Source organism: Yersinia thracica (assembly GCF_902170565.1).
GTDB classification, from domain to species: Bacteria; Pseudomonadota; Gammaproteobacteria; order Enterobacterales; family Enterobacteriaceae; genus Yersinia; species Yersinia thracica.
Window position 1 is genome coordinate 17,536 of sequence record NZ_CABHXX010000132.1, and the last position, 17,625, is coordinate 35,160.

Sequence of the window (17,625 nt, forward strand, 5' to 3'; positions counted from 1 at the left end):
GGGTCTAATTATGCAAAGTATTATAAAAATTCACCCGCTAGATAATGTCGCCGTCGCACTGCAAGATTTAGCCACTGATGAGGTTCTCGAAATCGGAGAATTCAGTGTTAAGTTGGCTCAACCAGTCGCTCGTGGGCATAAATTTGCCCTGACAGCCATCGAGCCGGGACAAATGATCGTTAAGTATGGTTTGCCGATCGGCCATGCATTAATGCTGATCCAACCGGGCGAACATATTCATTCGCAAAATGCCAAAACCAACCTCAGTGATCTGGACGAGTATCAATATCAGCCAGAATTCAGTGAGTTACCACCACAAATGGCGGATCGCGAAGTACAAATCTATCGCCGGGATAATGGCGATGTGGGTGTGCGTAACGAACTGTGGATCATCCCAACTGTGGGTTGCGTGAATGGGATTGCCCGCCAGATCCAGCAACGCTTCTTGAAAGAAACACAAGATGCGGAAGGTATTGATGGCGTCTATCTGTTCAGCCACCCATTTGGCTGTTCACAGCTGGGTCAGGATCACGAAAACACCCGCACTATGCTGCAAAATATGGTGCGCCACCCCAATGCTGGCGCAGTGCTGGTGATTGGTTTGGGCTGTGAAAACAATCAGGTAGACGTTTTCCAGACCACGCTGGGGCCGGTTGATGAAGAACGCGTGCGCTTTATGGTTTGTCAGCAGCAGGATGATGAAGTTGAAGCCGGTCTGGAGCATTTGCATGCTTTGTATCAGGTGATGCGCCATGACCAACGGGTGCCGGGTCAGTTGAGTGAGCTGAAATTTGGTCTGGAATGTGGCGGTTCTGATGGCTTATCAGGCATTACCGCTAACCCATTACTGGGCCGCTTTTCTGACTATGTGATTGCCAATGGCGGGACATCCGTCCTGACAGAAGTGCCGGAAATGTTTGGGGCAGAGCGGATTTTGATGAGCCGTTGCCGTGATGAAGCAACATTTGAAAAGACCGTTAGCATGGTCAATGACTTCAAACAGTACTTTATCGCGCATAACCAGCCGATTTATGAAAACCCATCCCCGGGCAATAAAGCGGGCGGCATCACCACGCTGGAAGAGAAATCACTGGGTTGCACCCAAAAAGCCGGCCAGAGCAAAGTGGTCGATGTGCTGAAATATGGTGAGCGCCTACAGCGCCCAGGGCTGAATTTACTCAGCGCCCCGGGTAATGATGCCGTCGCCACCAGTGCATTAGCGGGCGCAGGTTGCCATATGGTGTTATTCAGTACCGGCCGTGGCACACCTTACGGCGGTTTTGTGCCGACAGTTAAGCTGGCAACTAACAGTGAACTGGCCGCCAAAAAGCCCCATTGGATTGATTTCGATGCCGGTAAACTGATTCACGGCACGCCAATGGATACATTATTGACAGAGTTTATTGATTTGATAGTCGCCATTGCCAATGGTCAACCAGCACGCAATGAAGTCAATGATTTCCGCGAACTGGCAATCTTTAAAAGTGGCGTCACCTTGTAAAAGCTATATATTTTGATTAATATGAAACGGTGTTTTATTATTTTTAATGAAATGCCGTTTGCTTATTAATTGGTACGGTCACCGTACACCAGGACACTCCCCCATGACTTTCTATTGGTTTGCTCAAGCCGTTGGCGTGCTGGCATTTTTTGTCGGTATCACCATGTTCTTCAATCGTGATGAACGGCGTTTTAGACTGCAACTTTCCGCCTACAGTGCCATTATTGGCTGCCATTTCTTCCTGATGGGGGCCAGTGCTGCCGGCAGTAGCGCCATGCTGAATGCGCTGCGAAATCTGGTCGCGGCTAAAACCCGCAGCAATATTGCCATGTTAGTGTTTATCAGTCTGACATTAGCTTTTGGTATCTGGCGTATGCAGCATGCGGTCGAGATATTGCCGATTTTCGGCACCGTTATCAGCACTTGGGCGATATTTCGCACTACTGGCCTGACAACTCGCTGTGTGATGTGGGTATCCACCGTATGCTGGGTTATCCACAATGTTTGGTTGGGATCTATTGGCGGTTCATTGATTGAAGGCAGTTTCTTGCTACTTAACGGCTTTAATATCATTCGTTTCTATCGTCTGCAACAGCAAGGGATAGACCCTTTTCTGGTAGAGAAGAAAGTGGCAAAAGAAGAAACGGGAGCCAGATAGCTCCCGCTATTTTATCAGGTTACAATTTAAACGCTTTTACGGTTTGCCAGCGGATCAGGATCCGCCAGTCTGGCATCGTCGGCTTGACATGCTGCGGCGGTAAACAGGACGTCAGTTGAGGAGTTCAGCGCGGTTTCAGCTGAATCCTGCAATACGCCAATGATGAAACCAACCGCGACCACTTGCATGGCGATTTCATTTGGAATGCCAAACATGCCGCATGCCAGCGGGATCAACAGCAGCGAGCCGCCCGCCACACCCGATGCGCCACAGGCACAGACCGCAGCAACCACACTTAACAGCAGAGCAGTGGGTAAATCAACGGGAATACCTAAGGTATGAACTGCCGCCAATGTCAGCACGGTGATGGTGATCGCCGCACCTGCCATATTGATGGTAGCGCCCAATGGAATGGATACCGAATAGGTATCTTCATTCAAATTCATCTTTTTGCACATTTCCATATTCACGGGAATGTTCGCGGCTGAACTGCGGGTAAAGAAAGCGGTAACGCCACTTTCGCGCAAGCAGGCAAACACCAATGGATAAGGATTGCGGCGGATTTTCCAGTAAACAATCAGTGGGTTGACCACCAATGCGACCAGTAACATACAGCCAATCAACACCACCAACAGTTGTGCGTAGCCCAGTAACACGCCAAAGCCGGTTTCTGCCATGGTGGAGGAAACCAGACCAAAGATACCCAGCGGTGCAAAGCGAATAACCACCCGTACCACTTTGGTTACCGCGTCAGACATATCATTAATCAATGCTTTGGTGGTATCAGCGGCATGACGCAAAGCAATACCTAAGCCCACAGCCCAAGCCAGAATGCCGATATAATTGGCATTAAGCAGCGCATGGATTGGGTTAGCAATGATGCTGCTCAACAAGCCTTTCAACACTTCGGTAATCCCACTCGGTGGGGTGATATCCGCAGTATGAGTGGCCAGGATCAGGGTTGAGGGGAAAATAAAACTCACCACCACGGCAATCAGTGCGGCAGAGAATGTACCCAATAGATACAAAAACAGAATAGGGCGGATACTGGTTTTTTGGCCTTGCTTATGATTAGCAATTGAGGCCATGACCAGCATCAAAACCAGAACTGGGGCGACCGCTTTTAATGCACCCACAAACAAAGTCCCCAGCAAACCCACAGCCAGTGCGGCTTGAGTGGAGACTAGCGCTAAAATAATCCCGGCAATCAAGCCGACCAAAATCTGTTTAACCAAACTGCCGCGGATAATAAATCCGATAAAGCCAGACTGTGTCTTTTCCATAGTTTCCAGTGATACCTCTTCCCAAGTTAAACTTGTTTTATTTTTTTGCCTATTTAACACTCAGCCGGAACGGGGCTTAGTGTTAAGTTTGCACACCTGTAACTTAGTATTATTTGTAACTGGGTGTGTTTGCTTTGACAGTATAAGGGAATCTATTGAGCAGGAAAGAAACAATCAGCAAAATCCAATGTGGATCAAATTTGCATAACATTTTGTTTACATTTGTGTGATGGCAATAACATTTGGCTGTTGACGAAATAAGCGAGATAAATACGGGGCCATGACTGCCCCGTATAATATATTGTATCGCGATATTGACTATTTATGAGCAGTCTTATCTGCTGCTAAACGCTTATCTGCACGATGATTTGCCCACGCATTAATTAACAATGTTAGGGCCAAAATGCTGGCTACCACACCTAATGAAATGCCAATAGGGATATGGAACAGATCGATAATCATCATTTTGACGCCGATAAAGACCAAAATTACCGATAAGCCGTATTTCAACATTGAGAATCGCTCAGCCACGCTTGCTAACAAGAAATACATGGCGCGCAGGCCTAGAATAGCAAATAGGTTAGAGGTCAAAACAATAAAAGGATCTGTGGTGACGGCGAAGATAGCCGGGATACTATCAACGGCAAAAATTACATCGCTCAGTTCAACCAGAATCAATACCAGCACCAGCGGCGTAGCGTAAAGCAGGCCGTTTTTGCGCACGGTAAAGCGGTCGCCATGTAATTCGTCAGTCATGCGCAGATGATTGCGAATCCACCGCACCAGTGGCTTTTCGCCGATCGGCGTATTGTCTTCTTTCGCCAATGCCATTTTGATGCCGGTAAACAAGAGGAAAGCACCAAACAGGTACAAAACCCAACTGAATTGCGACACCAACCAACTTCCGGCGAAGATCATGATAGTACGCAGCACGATCGCACCTAATACACCGTAAATCAGCACGCGGCGCTGCAAATTGGCAGGAACAGCAAAATAGCTAAACAGCATCAGCCAGACGAAGACGTTATCGACGGCGAGTGCTTTTTCAATCAGATAGCCGGTCAGGAAAGCCAGCGCTTGCTTGTCGGCGATTTCACGGCCCATGGTCTCGGTCAGATACCACCAGAAACCGGCATTAAACAGCAAAGACAAACCTACCCACACCAGCGACCAACAGGCGGCCTGACGTAGAGTCATGGTTTGTGAGCCACGACGCCCCTGCAACAATAAGTCGATGGCGAGCATAATTGTCACAACAACGGCAAAACAACCCCACAGTAAGGGAGTACCCACGGTATTCATCATTAAGGAACCTCATAAAACAAAAACGGCCAACGTCGGAAGACGCCAGCCGCTATGTCTGAGCTGCAAGCAAACCTCGCCTTCCGGCAAGGTCTCACTTACAACTCAACTAATGTATACCCGTCATCCTTCAACTCGAATTATTTCGGGTATGGAAGCATCTAAACAGATGCTCGAACATTAATGAGGTGCCCGGTAACCGGGTGCTTTCGCACCGTAATGACGGCAGACCGGCAATGAAGTTACTCCCCTTTGCCGCGCAAAAATAATTCAAAATAGCCCGCAGGTCAATCATTGAAACAAAAAATCATTTCACCGCGGGTGGTTGGGAGTCCGCCGGGAAGATAACGCCGGTTTGGCGGCGGATCTCCGTCTGGATTCGTGACGTCAGCAATGACAACTGTAAACCATCGTGCTCTACCTGATGAGTTTCAATCAGATTGGCAAAAACCTCGGCTTCATACAGCATAGTATTAATATGCTGAGGCTGCGTCAGGTCTTGTGAGTGACTACCTCGAGGAGTAAAGGCTACGGACAGACATTCAGAAATGCTTTCGATAACCAATGAGCCATCTTCGCCCTGAATTTCACTGGGAATATCCGATTGGCTCACTTTTGAGTGAATAATAACCACATCGAAATCACCATAATTTAGACAAACAGTGCCGTGGGCATCAACACCACTCGGTAATAAGCTTGCGCTCGCGAGCACGGATTTAGGCGCTCCCCATAAAGCCAAAGCACTTGCCAGGCAGTAGTAACCGATATCCATAATCGAACCATTCGAAAATGCAGGATTAAAGGTATTCGGGTTTTCACCATTCAGATAGCGCTGATAACGTGATGAATATTGGCAGTAATTGATAAAGGCTTTACGCAACTTCCCCACTCGCGGTAGAGATTGTTTTAATTGAGCAAAATTAGGTAGGTAGGCCGTTTTAAAGGCCTCGAATAGCACCACTTTATGTTCGCGGGCACAGGCAACTAAAGCTTCAACTTCTGCAAAATTAGAAGCCAATGATTTTTCACAAATGACGTGTTTTTTATGACTGAGGAACAGTTTAGCTTGAGGGTAATGCAAAGAATTTGGGCTGGCGATATACACAGCATCAATCTGATCACTTGTTGCCATTGCTTCAAGATCATCAAAGCATTCAGTAGCGTTATAATCATCGCCAAACTTTTTGGCTTGCTCCCATTTACGGGAGTAAACAGCAACCAGTTTCATTTTGCCACTTTCGTGTGCGGCATCAACAAAACGCGCGGTGATCCAATTGGTGCCAATAACAGCGAAACGAATCATAGTGAACTCCATTCCTACAGAAGAAAAACACATTGAACCGCCCCGCTATTAACGGATTGGTTTTTATAGCGAAATAGGCAAATTAAAGTCTAGTAAATTGTGCCAAACAGATCCAAATGTGTCAGATAGAGGCGTGTATCAAACTCTAACTGATGATATTGCGGCTCCATATGGCAGCATAAACTGTAGAACGCTTTGTTGTGATCTTTCTCTTTCAAATGTGCTAATTCATGAACCACAATCATTTTCAGAAAGGCTTCAGGGGCATTTTTAAACACCGTCGCCACTCTGATTTCCGCTTTGGCCTTTAATTTGCCGCCTTGCACTCTGGAGATAGCGGTGTGCAGGCCTAGTGCATGTTTCATGACTTGAATTTTACTGTCATAAGCCACTTTGCTTAACGGCTGAGCATTGCGTAGATATTGGTTTTTTAAATCAATCGTATATTGATACAGCATTTTGTCTGTATTGTAATCATGAGGTTGGGGGTAACGCTGGCGCAATACATTGCCCAACCGCTGTTCATTAATGAGTTGGTGTACCTGAGACTGTAAATGTTCGGGGTAACCGTGCAGATAGGTGAGTTCCTGCATATGTATTTGCTCTGGTTGCCAATGGCTCTGTGTATATTGACGCTGATAATAGCGTTTTTCAGAGGGTTAGACAAAAGGCGATTATTTGAACAAAAATAATTAGCTTAAATAGAAATTGGCGGCTTATATAAAATCCCGCAGTCTAAACGGAAAGTTACCCATATCGGCATCACTGTGACTACATTTTGCCGATATGGATATTTTCAATTTAATAGGGAAAACGAGTTAAATATTGCCAGCTTAGAAACGATAATTCATCCCCACAGTGGCTTGAGTATCGCTATAGTTGTGCCCGCCGAATTGATGGCCTAAATAAGTCCACAACCGTAGGTTACGGTCAATGTTAGCTTCAATACCTAGCTTAAGGTCAGCAATATTATTATTTCCTTGCGGAGAAACATTGACACTCGCTAACTCTATTTCGTCCTGTACCCGCCGCGGGTTGGTATAGGCTCGCGATAATTGAACCCCTTGATTGACACGGCTATGGATCCAATGAGCTTCAAAGGAGGGGCTAATTTGCAGATTTTTGACCGATGATAAGGTATCAATATCGAACTCAAGTACCGTGCGCATCCCTAATTTAGTGGTCACCGCATTGTCTTCTTCGACGTTAATGAGTATTGCATTAGGCTCTTTATGCAGTAACCCACTAGTACGTTGCCACATGACTTTTGCTCTAGGCTGTATCGAAAGCTTGGTATCGGCTGTTTCGAGCAGTTGAATTTTGTAGCCGGTTTCCAGTGCGCTAGTAAACAGGTAAGATTTGTAATTCGCAGCAGTCGTGACATTTGGCGCTTTAACTTGATTATTAAACCAACCGTATTGCGTCAGGAGGTCAATGTAAGGCCCAAGCCGGGTCTGGTTATCAGCGTACCAGATACTGTATAAACCGAGATTATAACCATCAACAGAACCCTGAGCCTGGTGGTGAGAGGATGTAGAATGGCTGTGGTTGGTTGATTTACCAAAACCTGCGGTTATCCCTAAAATCCCTTGGTCATCTCCACCGCTGCTCCATTTGTTTACGGTTCCCCCAAGTTGGATAGCGTAGCGGTTACTTTTCGTCCGTAATTGGTCATTGCCAGAGTTAAAGCGGTTTTTGGCGCCTGAAGTGTTGAGCCACAGACTACTGACTTTTTCCTCGCCTGTTACTGGGTCAATGTATCGAGTTTCTCCCTGACGATATTGTAAGTCATCGGTAATAAACATCTGTTGAGCCGCTATTTGGTTAGCAATATAGCTACCGACTTGCGGATTGTGACCAATGATGGGCGCGGGTTTAGGGACAACTGGTTTCACTGCCGCTGCTTTTGCTGCTGCTTTTGCTGCTGCTTTTGCTGCTGCTTTTGCTGCTGCTTTTTCTGCCGCTGCTTTTGCTGCTGCTTTTTCTGCCGCTACTTTTGCTTCTGCTGCCTTGATTGTTGCGTTACCAAATACGGATTCTATTTCCTGATAGACGTCGTTCACCACAGCAGTGGGCAAGATATTATTTAATGGTTCAGTTATTTTCCGTACTAGTGTTTTTTCCTTTTCTATCTCTCCGTCATGGAATTTATCTAGCACTTGCATAATTATTCTGTTTTTGTGTGCGGTCAGTCCTATTTCTTTGTTCTGCCGCGCCAGTGCTTTTCTTATCTCTCCATACGCCTGTTTTACTTCTTGGTCCCAAGATAGTGGGTTTTTGCCTGTTTCCAGTTGTTCCCATTCATTTCTCTTTCTCAGTTTTTTTATCTCTTTCCGTGTTGTTATTATCAGAGGTTTATTGCCTGATGCGCGTGCCTGCTGTAATTCTTGTAACAGTGTTGCAAGTTTCGAAAGCTTTGGTTGTTTTGGTGGCTCCAGTTTAACTAATCCTATCAGCCTTAGTTCGTTGGCTAATGAGTCTGAAAGTAATTGGGTAATTGTTGAGTGTTGAGCAGCTGATGCAATTATTTTGGAAGGTAAGCGTGTTTCAGCATATCTTCCATTCTCTATTATTGCCCTTGCTAGTTCTCGATTGGCGGCGATTTCGTCCTTGTTAAAGTTAAATTCACTAATAGCTTCTGGTAGGGCGGTACCCGCTTCTAACATATTATTTATGTAACTAATAAATATAGGAATATTTGTGTGTGGATTGTGGTTATCAGGGCGGTGTGGCTCATCACCCCAAATGAGTATATCTGAGGATCTTTCTCGTTGCTGAGGAATACCCTGGCCAGGAATTAAAGGGGGCGGTGGTGTAAAAGTCATGGCTGTATCTAAAATAGGGGCTTTATCATTCGCCCATGCCACCGTGCTACTGAATACTAACAACAGGACACCGATGGCTTTGGCACATGGAGATAAACGATATTTGGCATGATTTGAAGATATATTCTGGGTACGGCCATTTGGCTGAATAATATTTGATATATACATTGTCTACTTACCTTCCTGGTAATTAATGTTCAAAATTTATGAATGACATAAATATGATTTCTGGCTGTATATTCAGGCCAGATATAAGATGAGATTTTTTATGATTTTAACCTTTTAAAATAAGATAAATAAAAACAAAATAAGAAAAAATTCTTATTTTATTCGTTTTGTGAATGCATGCTAATAAATATAACGCCATATTTTGATGGGGTATTTTATGTTGAACCCATCCAAATGGAGTTAATTGCTAATGAGTTGGCATAAAACTAAGATTTGGTAATGATTAGCGTTGGGGTAAAATACACGCTTCATTAAGCGCTTTTGAGGCGTTTGTTAGCCTGCTTTCCCGGCCAGAGCCAGGAATTTTTTCCTTTTTGTCGGTCTTGGTTTCGATAAAACGGCATTTAAGCAAAAAAACATTTTACTGAGCGCCCGTTTTAGGGGATAAACAGCCCAAATTTATTATTTATCATAGTAGCCAGGAGCGGTGATGAGCCAACTCTTACTGGGGACAGAAAGCCTTGAGCTTGAACGTTTTCCCCCACAAGAAAATTCCAACACCTTACAGGCGTGGGAAGCGGCAGATGAATATCTGCTACAAAACATTGATTTAAGCCAAATTGATGGCCGTCCGGTGCTGGTGTTTAACGACCAGTTTGGTACGCTGGCCTGTGCCTTACATGCCCATCGTCCATTCAGTGTCAGTGACTCTTATATGAGCCAACTGGCGACGGCGCATAATTTGCGTTTAAATCATTTAGATGAAGATGCTGTCACCTTGTTGAGCAGTATGGATGCTTTGCCTGCGGTCCCTAAGCTGGTGGTGATTAAGATCCCTAAAGCATTAGCGCTGCTGGAGCATCAATTGCACGCTTTACGCCGTGTCGTTGAGCCGGACACGGTGATTATTGCCGGGGCGAAATCCCGCGATGTGCATAATTCTACCCTGCAATTGTTTGAAAAAATTCTGGGGCCGACCAAAACGACTCTGGCATGGAAAAAAGCACGGCTGATTCACTGTGAAGTGGCCGATATTCCACCGTCAGAAGCGCCGGAAACCACGGATTGGCCATTGGCAAACACTGAATATGTTATCCATAACCATGCGAACGTTTTTTCGCGCAATAATTTGGATATCGGTGCGCGCTTCTTCATGGAAATCTTACCTTATGATGTCGAAGGTAAAATAGCCGATCTGGGCTGCGGTAATGGGGTGGTTGGTTTAATCGCGCTGGAGCAAAACCCGTTGGCAGAAATGTTATTCGTCGATGAATCCTACATGGCGGTGGCGTCCAGCGAGCTGAATATCACCTATAACCGCCCGCAAGACTTATCGCGCTGTGAATTTATGGTGAGCCATGGTTTGGCTGGTGTGGAGCGCGAGAGCTTACAGCTGGTGCTCTGTAACCCGCCATTCCATCAACAACACGCAGTCAGTGACCACGTGGCCTGGCAGATGTTTTGTGATGCCAAACGTTGCTTGAAAGTGGGCGGCGAGCTGATGATCGTCGGGAACCGCCATCTGGATTATTTCCACAAACTAAAACGTTTGTTTGGCAACTGCGAGACACTGGATTCCAACCAGAAGTTTATGGTGCTTAAAGCGGTGAAAACGGCCTCATCACGCTCTGAGGGCGGGGGTAGCGGCAGTCTCGACATGTCATATAGCGATTTCTAATTATCCTTTGTCCTGGAAGCCACTGGGTTGTTAGCGGCGCGCACTCACCCAAATCACTGACTTGAGTCAGCTCATCGGGATTAATGAGCCTCGTCCCTGAGGCTCACCCTTCGGGCAGCATAAATGCAGTTCAAATCTGTTCCCGACCGATTTGTTGTTTACTTGCTGCCTACCTGTGGCTCCAATGACTTTGGATATATCTTTTGGGCCTGAAGCTGCGGGGTATGGTATTTGCCACACTCCGCTGCTGTGATCCCTATATAGTCAGTGCCAAACGTGTTCCTTGGTCAATCGCTCGGCGGGCATCCAGCTCGACGGCGACGTCAGCCCCGCCAATCAAATGCACGGTTTTGCCCATATCCAGTAGGGGCTGATGCAATTCTCGACGTGGCTCCTGACCCGCACAAATAATAATGGTATCGACAGGCAGGCAACTGGCTTGTTCCGCCCGAATGATATGCAAGCCCTCATCATCAATACTTTCGTAGCTGACACTGTTGAGCATCTTCACGCCACGCATCGCCAAACTGGTGCGGTGAATCCAGCCGGTCGTTTTCCCCAACCCCTCACCGACTTTGCTGGTTTTTCGTTGCAATAGAAATATTTCTCGCGGTGATGGATGGACTTTGCCTCCCTCTGGGGATAACCCGCCGCGATGCGCTAAATCTTGATCAATGCCCCATTCGTGGCTGAATGCGCGGCTATTCAGACTGCTGGAATCGCCAGATTGGCTGAGATATTCGGCGGTATCAAAGCCAATTCCGCCTGCACCAATAATGGCCACCCGCTCGCCGACCGGTTTTTTATCACGTAATACATCCAGATAGGTCAGCACTTTCGGATGTTCAACACCCTTGATAGCGGGCAAGCGCGGCTGAATGCCACAGGCGAGAATGATTTCATCAAAATCAGCCAGTTGCCCGGCCTGTACCGGGGTATTCAATTGCTGGATAACACCATGGAGCACTAATTGGCGGCGGAAATAACGCAGTGTTTCGTAGAACTCCTCTTTACCGGGAATTTGCTTGGCAATATTGAACTGCCCGCCAATATCTGTCGCCGCATCAAAGAGTGTGACCTGATGACCGCGGCTGGCCGCGGTGACAGCAAAAGCTAATCCGGCAGGGCCAGAGCCGACCACCGCGAGCCGCTTCGGCGCTTCTGTCGGTAATATGGGCATTTCAGTTTCACGGCAGGCGCGAGGATTCACCAGACACGAAGTCAGTTTGCCGTCGAAAATTTGATCCAGACAGGCCTGATTGCAGCCGATGCAGGTGTTAATTTCATCCGCCCGATCCTGAGCCGCTTTTTGCACAAAAGCGGCATCGGCGAGGAAGGGACGGGCCATTGACACCATATCTGCACAGCCGTCAGTCAGCACTTGCTCCGCCACTGCGGGGTCATTAATCCGGTTGGTGGTGATCAGCGGAATGTTCACTTTCCCCATCAACTTACGGGTCACCCAACTGAATCCGGCGCGTGGCACCATGGTGGCGATAGTGGGGATTCTGGCCTCATGCCAGCCAATGCCGGTGTTAATCAGGGTGGCACCGGCTTGTTCGACCGCCAGCGCCAACTGTTCAATTTCATCCCAACTGGAGCCGTCCTCGACTAAATCCAGCATCGAAAGGCGGTAAATTAAGATAAAATCAGGGCCGGTCGCCTCTCGAACTGCCCGCACGATCTCAACGGCAAAACGCATTCGACGCGTAAAGTCACCGCCCCATTCATCATTGCGATGATTAGTTCTGGCGGTAAGAAATTGATTAATCAAATACCCCTCAGAACCCATGACCTCGACGCCGTCATAACCCGCCTGTTTGGCTAATCGCGCGCAGTTGGCGAAGTCAGCAATGGTTTGCAGCACTTCGTCGTGACTTAATGCTTGCGGCGCAAAAGGATTAATTGGAGCTTGTAATGCTGAAGGGGCAACTGGCTGTTTTTGATAGCTATAACGGCCAGCATGTAGAATTTGTAGCGCGATTTTACCGCCGGCAAGATGCACCGCATCCGTCACGATTTGATGGTGTGGCACTTGTGTGGCGTCATTTAGCACCGATGCGCCCTGATACACCACGCCCTTTTTATTGGGAGCAATGCCGCCAGTGACAATCAAACCGACCCCTCCCGCTGCCCGCTCAGCATAGAACGCGGCCAGGCGCTGTGGGCCATCGGGCAATTCTTCCAGTCCGGTATGCATCGACCCCATTAATACGCGATTTTTCAAGGTGGTAAAGCCAAGATTTAGGGGGGCGAGCAGGTGAGGGTAAGCTAACATTGCAGTCTCCATTATTGTTATTTCTCTCCGCCACGGTTGAGTTCAGTAAGTGGTCGGATGAGATTTTTTATTCAAATTTAGACGGTGCAGTGCAGCTTGGGAAATCACAATGTGCTGATTGTGATAGCCGTCATGAATATGACCGCGTTTTATTCAGTGGTTACAAACCTGGATAGCCACTGAAACGGGGTATTGGATGGTAATAAACTCCAGACCTACCAGGCAAATAACGTATTTGGGTAACCTGCCTGTATTTATTGGGGGTAATTAATTCGAGTATCAATAAGATTTCGAGAACATGAAAATATTTTCTGGTCAGCGGTATCGCCGTCCGCAATACCGCTTAGGGATAAATGTGAATATTAGCGTTTATATAAACTCGCGATCATAAAGCAGCCAAGTGAGCTGAATAACATCTCAATCCCGACCAAAGTGGTGACCATGGTTATCGATATCAACGGCCCGGCACTGACCAGTAGATAGGTAATGATTAGGTCCAATATACCCAGTAGAATTTGCAGCCATGCACCCGGTAACCCCCATGTTCTATAGCCGGTTATCAGCCGCATGATGCCACCAAAAGCAAACAGCACCGCTAATACTATCGCCAGACTAATCATCCCCACTGTAGGATTGGTAATGAATACATAACCCATCACTATGTATGCCACACCCAGCAATATACCAGTGACCATCGGCCAAAGGTTATGAGTGCGGTTGGCTATCATCCCAACTATCATCGCAATCCCGCTAAGCAGCAGTAGAATACCGATGATAGTGCTCAGAACGGCCCCGGAAGCTAATGGATTCATTAGGCAAAAAATCCCGCCGAGTAGCAGCAATACAGCAATAATTCGCATAATAAGCTGCTGTTTTTTTAACGTTTTTTCATCAACGCTTATAAGGTATTTCCGATCTATATTCAGCATAACAATAACTCCTGTAAGGTCTGAACTCATTTATCGATAACTATCATGAGTATAGGTCGAACAAAAGATACATAAATAAAATTTATGATATTCAATTGATTATACTGTGGAATCTTTCCTGTACGTCAGATGTAAAAACAGTATTGCCACGGCACTTATTATCGCACCAAGAAGACAGACACCTGACCATCCAGCATGTGAATATACCCATGTTGTGCTTATAGCCCCGATGGCACTGCCGATTGAGTAGAACAGCATATAACCCGCGACCAAACGGCTTTGGGCATCAGGCCGTAGCGCCAATATGATGCTCTGATTGGTGACATGTACTGCTTGCACCGAAAAATCCAATATCACCACGCCGATAACCAACCACCAGAGTGAGTGGGGCAAAAATGCAATTGGTAGCCAGGAAAACAGCAGCGCCAAAGCAATTTGTGTTGTTTTCCGCCCCAGCCCCCGATCCGCCAACTGCCCGGCGCGGCTTGCGGCTAATGCCCCCGCGATACCTGCCAGCCCAAATAACCCTACCTGGCTATGTGATAGAGCATAGGGCGGGCTGCTCAGCGGCAACACCATTGCCGTCCATAACACACTAAAAGCCATAAATATCAGCAATGCCAGAGTGGCCCGTATGCGCAGTTCGCGTTCACTGATAAATAACTCGCACAGTGAAAACAGCAGTTGCCGATAGGATGATGGCGCTGATTTAGCTGCGTGCGGCATGACGCGATAAAACATAACCGCCATCAATAACATCACTGCCGCAGAACAAAAATAGACAGAACGCCAACCCGCAAAATCGGCCATGGTACCTGAGATAAAGCGCGCCAGTAGGATCCCCAGAACAATACCGCTGGTGACCTGACCCACGACTTTGCCTCTTTGCTGCTCGGGTGCCAGTGCAGCCGCAAAAGCCACGAACACCTGCACCACCACGGCCATCAAGCCGATAATCAGCAGTGCCATCAATAACAGTGAAAAAGTGGGGGCAAGGCTAACTAAAATCAATGCCATAGCAGACAGCAATAACTGCCCGATAATCAATTTCCGGCGATCCCAAAGATCACCCAACGGCACAATAAATATCAGCCCCAGGGCATAACCGGCCTGTGTCAGAGTCACCACCAAACCAATCGCCGACGGGCTAGCGTTGAGATCTGCCGCCATGATATCCAGCAGAGGTTGAGCAAAATAGACATTAGCAACAGCCAAGGCCGATGCCATAGCAAAAAGCAGCACCATGATTGAGGTGAGGCGCGGTGCAAACTCGGTTGTTGGCAAGTGCCGGATACTGCTTTTTTCTGCTTCTTTGGTGATGGACATAAAGCTGCCTGATGGTTTATCTGGTTTCAAATTGAAACCACTTAATTGATTTTTAACAGAGGTGGTTTTAATATGCAACTAGTTTTTCCCACGATGATTCGGAGTCAGAAAATGTCCAAAATGCGTGAAGCTCGGGTAGCAGCAGAAGAATGTCCTGTTGCCAGAACACTTGAGATCTTGGGAGATCGCTGGTCGTTAATGATCATTCGTGATGCTTTTGATGGAATTCGCCGTTTTGGTGAGTTTCGCAACAATCTTGGGTTGGCGAAAAATATCTTGGCGGGCCGTCTGCGTGATTTAGTAGAACACGGAATTTTGAGGGTGGCTCCCGCCTCTGATGGCAGCGCTTACCATGAATATGTGCTGACAGATAAGGGGCGTCAATTATTTCCGATTATTGTCAGCTTGCGGCAATGGGGTGAGGAGCATCTATTTTCTGCGGGCGAAAAACATTCTATTTTAGTTGATAATTTGAGCGGGAAACCTATCAGTAAACTGGCGGTATCTTCACAGCAAGGTGAGATCTTGGATGCCAATGATTGTCATCGAGAAAAAGTGATTAAGCACTAAAATAAGGATGATGGAATTACCCTCTAATAGTGTCTGAGAAATAGGGCATAATTTATAGATTGTCAAATTTTCATAAATTTTCTAAAAAATAGAAAATAGGCTACAAATAATAATGTAAGTATCCTTTTTCTAAAAAACATATTTAAATTTATAGTGGCGCATTTTTTTTCCAGTGCTAACGTTTTATAAGCATGTGAAATCATAATAGTGCTCGGACGATGTATTGTTTCGCCACCAAATATATATCAATAATAATCTTAATTTCTATAGTTATTTGATTTCACTGACTTTTAATTGATCGTTTGTCTCAATTAGGATAGGGGTAGGAAATGACTAGAAAATCTCTGGATGATTATCGCTCTACGTTATTAGATTCTCGCTTTGGCTCTCAAGCAATTCGTAATATTTCAGAAAATAAAAAGTTTCCTAAAGAGGAAATGCGCGAGGATATTGCTTTTCAAATCATAAATGACGAGCTATTTCTTGATGGTAATGCGCGACAGAATCTCGCAACATTTTGCCAGACGTGGGACGACGATAATGTTCACAAGCTGATGGACCTGTCGATAAATAAAAACTGGATTGATAAAGAGGAATATCCACAATCGGCGGCAATAGACATGCGTTGTGTCAACATGATGGCCGATTTGTGGAATGCACCTACGCCAAAAGGCGAACAAGGAGTAGGGACGAATACCATTGGTTCTTCAGAAGCTTGCATGCTGGGTGGCATGGCGATGAAGTGGCGCTGGCGCAAAAAAAGGGAAGCGGCAGGTAAACCCACTAATAAACCTAATTTTGTCTGTGGGCCGGTACAAGTTTGTTGGCATAAATTTGCTCGTTATTGGGAGGTCGAAATACGCGAAATTCCTATGATCCCAGGGAAATTATTTATGGACCCACAGCGGATGATAGAGGCATGCGACGAAAATACTATTGGTGTTGTGCCGACTTTCGGTGTGACTTACACCGGCAATTATGAATTCCCCAAACCGCTACATGACGCACTGGATAAGCTGCAAAAAGATACCGGCCTTGATATTGATATGCATATCGATGCGGCGAGTGGCGGCTTTTTAGCGCCCTTTGTTGCGCCGGATATTGAGTGGGATTTTCGCTTGCCGCGGGTGAAATCAATCAGCACTTCCGGGCATAAATTCGGATTGGCGCCTTTGGGATGCGGTTGGGTTATTTGGCGTGATGCGGCAGCCTTACCTGAAGAGCTTATATTTAATGTCGATTATCTTGGCGGTCAGGTCGGCACTTTTGCTATCAATTTCTCGCGCCCCGCAGGGCAAGTTATTTCCCAATATTATGAATTCATACGCTTAGGGCGTGAAGGTTATACCAAGGTACAAAGCGCCTGTTATCAGGTGGCAGAATTCCTAGCCAAAGAAATTGCACCACTTGGGCCTTATGAATTCTATTGCAGTGGTGGCCCGGATGAGGGCATTCCTGCCATCTGTTTCCGCATCAAAGAGGGGGCAAAAACGGGATATACCTTATATGACCTTTCCGAGCGTTTGAGGCTACGTGGCTGGCAAGTCCCAGCATTTACCTTGAGTGGGAAGATGTCGGATATCGTGGTCATGCGTATTATGTGCCGCCGTGGATTCGAGATGGATTTCGCTGGGCTGTTATTAGACGATTTTAAATCTTCACTGAAATACCTAAGTGAACATCCATCCCTTGGGGGCGAGGCAAGTCAGAATAGTTTTAATCATACATAAACCGGATGGCGGTTTTATTCTGATTTTTAACCTCTAGATCAAGGCGGCGTTATGCCGGTGAATAAGGTGGATAA

The 17,625-nt window shown here is 46.5% G+C and carries 12 protein-coding genes and 1 pseudogene; 5 read left to right on the forward strand and 8 right to left on the reverse strand.

All coding sequences use genetic code 11. From position 1 onward, the window contains the following. Positions 1–10: 10 nt before the first annotated feature. Together FTA91_RS17695 and FTA91_RS17700 are read left to right on the forward strand one after the other, a co-directional pair. Positions 11–1,501 (forward strand): UxaA family hydrolase, encoded by a 1,491-nt coding sequence (locus FTA91_RS17695; RefSeq protein ID WP_145534034.1) that lies wholly within the window; start codon positions 11–13, stop codon positions 1,499–1,501. Between the two features lie 103 nt (positions 1,502–1,604). After that, entirely contained in the window at positions 1,605–2,159 is a 555-nt protein-coding gene (locus FTA91_RS17700) for a YgjV family protein (protein ID WP_050112236.1), read from the forward strand. 26 nt (positions 2,160–2,185) lie between these two features. Here the strand turns inward: FTA91_RS17700 and sstT are convergent, their stop codons facing one another. The 5 genes and pseudogenes from sstT to FTA91_RS20370 all read right to left on the reverse strand — a co-directional run bounded on the left by sstT (position 2,186) and on the right by FTA91_RS20370 (position 9,040). Beyond that, a complete protein-coding gene (sstT, locus tag FTA91_RS17705) occupies positions 2,186–3,442 on the reverse strand; it encodes a serine/threonine transporter SstT (protein ID WP_145583704.1) in 1,257 nt (418 codons plus the stop codon). Positions 3,443–3,760: 318 nt separating this feature from the next. Next, on the reverse strand, positions 3,761–4,747 hold the full coding sequence (locus tag FTA91_RS17710) for a TerC family protein (RefSeq protein ID WP_050112238.1): 987 nt from the start codon (positions 4,745–4,747) through the stop codon (positions 3,761–3,763). 304 nt (positions 4,748–5,051) lie between these two features. Continuing rightward, complete coding sequence (locus FTA91_RS17715) at positions 5,052–6,047, reverse strand: Gfo/Idh/MocA family protein (RefSeq protein WP_050112239.1); 996 nt, start codon at positions 6,045–6,047, stop codon at positions 5,052–5,054. Between the two features lie 89 nt (positions 6,048–6,136). After that, positions 6,137–6,658, reverse strand: a pseudogene (locus FTA91_RS17720) (M48 metallopeptidase family protein); the annotation flags it as partial. Positions 6,659–6,880: 222 nt separating this feature from the next. After that, a complete protein-coding gene (locus FTA91_RS20370; RefSeq protein ID WP_235896874.1) occupies positions 6,881–9,040 on the reverse strand; it encodes an autotransporter outer membrane beta-barrel domain-containing protein in 2,160 nt (719 codons plus the stop codon). Positions 9,041–9,530: 490 nt separating this feature from the next. On the opposite strand from FTA91_RS20370, the gene rlmG reads away from it, so the two are divergent. Continuing rightward, positions 9,531–10,718, forward strand: coding sequence for a 23S rRNA (guanine(1835)-N(2))-methyltransferase RlmG (gene rlmG / locus FTA91_RS17735; RefSeq protein WP_145534040.1), 1,188 nt, complete (start codon positions 9,531–9,533; stop codon positions 10,716–10,718). A 256-nt stretch (positions 10,719–10,974) separates the two neighbouring features. Here rlmG and FTA91_RS17740 read toward each other — a convergent pair whose 3' ends face one another. From FTA91_RS17740 to FTA91_RS17750, 3 genes are all read right to left on the reverse strand, one after another. After that, positions 10,975–12,996, reverse strand: coding sequence for an oxidoreductase (locus FTA91_RS17740; protein WP_145583706.1), 2,022 nt, complete (start codon positions 12,994–12,996; stop codon positions 10,975–10,977). Between the two features lie 362 nt (positions 12,997–13,358). After that, positions 13,359–13,925, reverse strand: a complete 567-nt coding sequence (locus FTA91_RS17745; protein ID WP_050112243.1) for an HdeD family acid-resistance protein — start codon at positions 13,923–13,925, stop codon at positions 13,359–13,361. 99 nt (positions 13,926–14,024) lie between these two features. After that, entirely contained in the window at positions 14,025–15,251 is a 1,227-nt protein-coding gene (locus FTA91_RS17750; protein ID WP_145583708.1) for an MFS transporter, read from the reverse strand. A 111-nt stretch (positions 15,252–15,362) separates the two neighbouring features. Here FTA91_RS17750 and FTA91_RS17755 point away from each other — a divergent pair, with 111 nt between their 5' ends. Both FTA91_RS17755 and FTA91_RS17760 read left to right on the forward strand, forming a co-directional pair. Continuing rightward, a complete protein-coding gene (locus tag FTA91_RS17755) occupies positions 15,363–15,821 on the forward strand; it encodes a winged helix-turn-helix transcriptional regulator (protein WP_145583710.1) in 459 nt (152 codons plus the stop codon). Positions 15,822–16,150: 329 nt separating this feature from the next. Beyond that, positions 16,151–17,551 carry a glutamate decarboxylase gene (locus tag FTA91_RS17760; RefSeq protein WP_050112245.1) on the forward strand — a complete coding sequence of 467 codons (1,401 nt, stop codon included), beginning with the start codon at positions 16,151–16,153 and terminating at the stop codon, positions 17,549–17,551. The last annotated feature ends 74 nt before the right edge of the window (positions 17,552–17,625 follow it).

What these genes read in the sequence shown, in the direction of transcription:
- FTA91_RS17695 (WP_145534034.1), top strand. Translation starts at nt 11, where the DNA reads ATGCAAAGTATTATAAAAATTCACCCGCTAGATAATGTCGCCGTCGCA.
- FTA91_RS17700 (WP_050112236.1), top strand. Translation starts at nt 1,605, where the DNA reads ATGACTTTCTATTGGTTTGCTCAAGCCGTTGGCGTGCTGGCATTTTTT.
- sstT (WP_145583704.1), bottom strand. Translation starts at nt 3,442, where the DNA reads ATGGAAAAGACACAGTCTGGCTTTATCGGATTTATTATCCGCGGCAGT.
- FTA91_RS17710 (WP_050112238.1), bottom strand. Translation starts at nt 4,747, where the DNA reads ATGATGAATACCGTGGGTACTCCCTTACTGTGGGGTTGTTTTGCCGTT.
- FTA91_RS17715 (WP_050112239.1), bottom strand. Translation starts at nt 6,047, where the DNA reads ATGATTCGTTTCGCTGTTATTGGCACCAATTGGATCACCGCGCGTTTT.
- FTA91_RS20370 (WP_235896874.1), bottom strand. Translation starts at nt 9,040, where the DNA reads ATGTATATATCAAATATTATTCAGCCAAATGGCCGTACCCAGAATATA.
- rlmG (WP_145534040.1), top strand. Translation starts at nt 9,531, where the DNA reads ATGAGCCAACTCTTACTGGGGACAGAAAGCCTTGAGCTTGAACGTTTT.
- FTA91_RS17740 (WP_145583706.1), bottom strand. Translation starts at nt 12,996, where the DNA reads ATGTTAGCTTACCCTCACCTGCTCGCCCCCCTAAATCTTGGCTTTACC.
- FTA91_RS17745 (WP_050112243.1), bottom strand. Translation starts at nt 13,925, where the DNA reads ATGCTGAATATAGATCGGAAATACCTTATAAGCGTTGATGAAAAAACG.
- FTA91_RS17750 (WP_145583708.1), bottom strand. Translation starts at nt 15,251, where the DNA reads ATGTCCATCACCAAAGAAGCAGAAAAAAGCAGTATCCGGCACTTGCCA.
- FTA91_RS17755 (WP_145583710.1), top strand. Translation starts at nt 15,363, where the DNA reads ATGTCCAAAATGCGTGAAGCTCGGGTAGCAGCAGAAGAATGTCCTGTT.
- FTA91_RS17760 (WP_050112245.1), top strand. Translation starts at nt 16,151, where the DNA reads ATGACTAGAAAATCTCTGGATGATTATCGCTCTACGTTATTAGATTCT.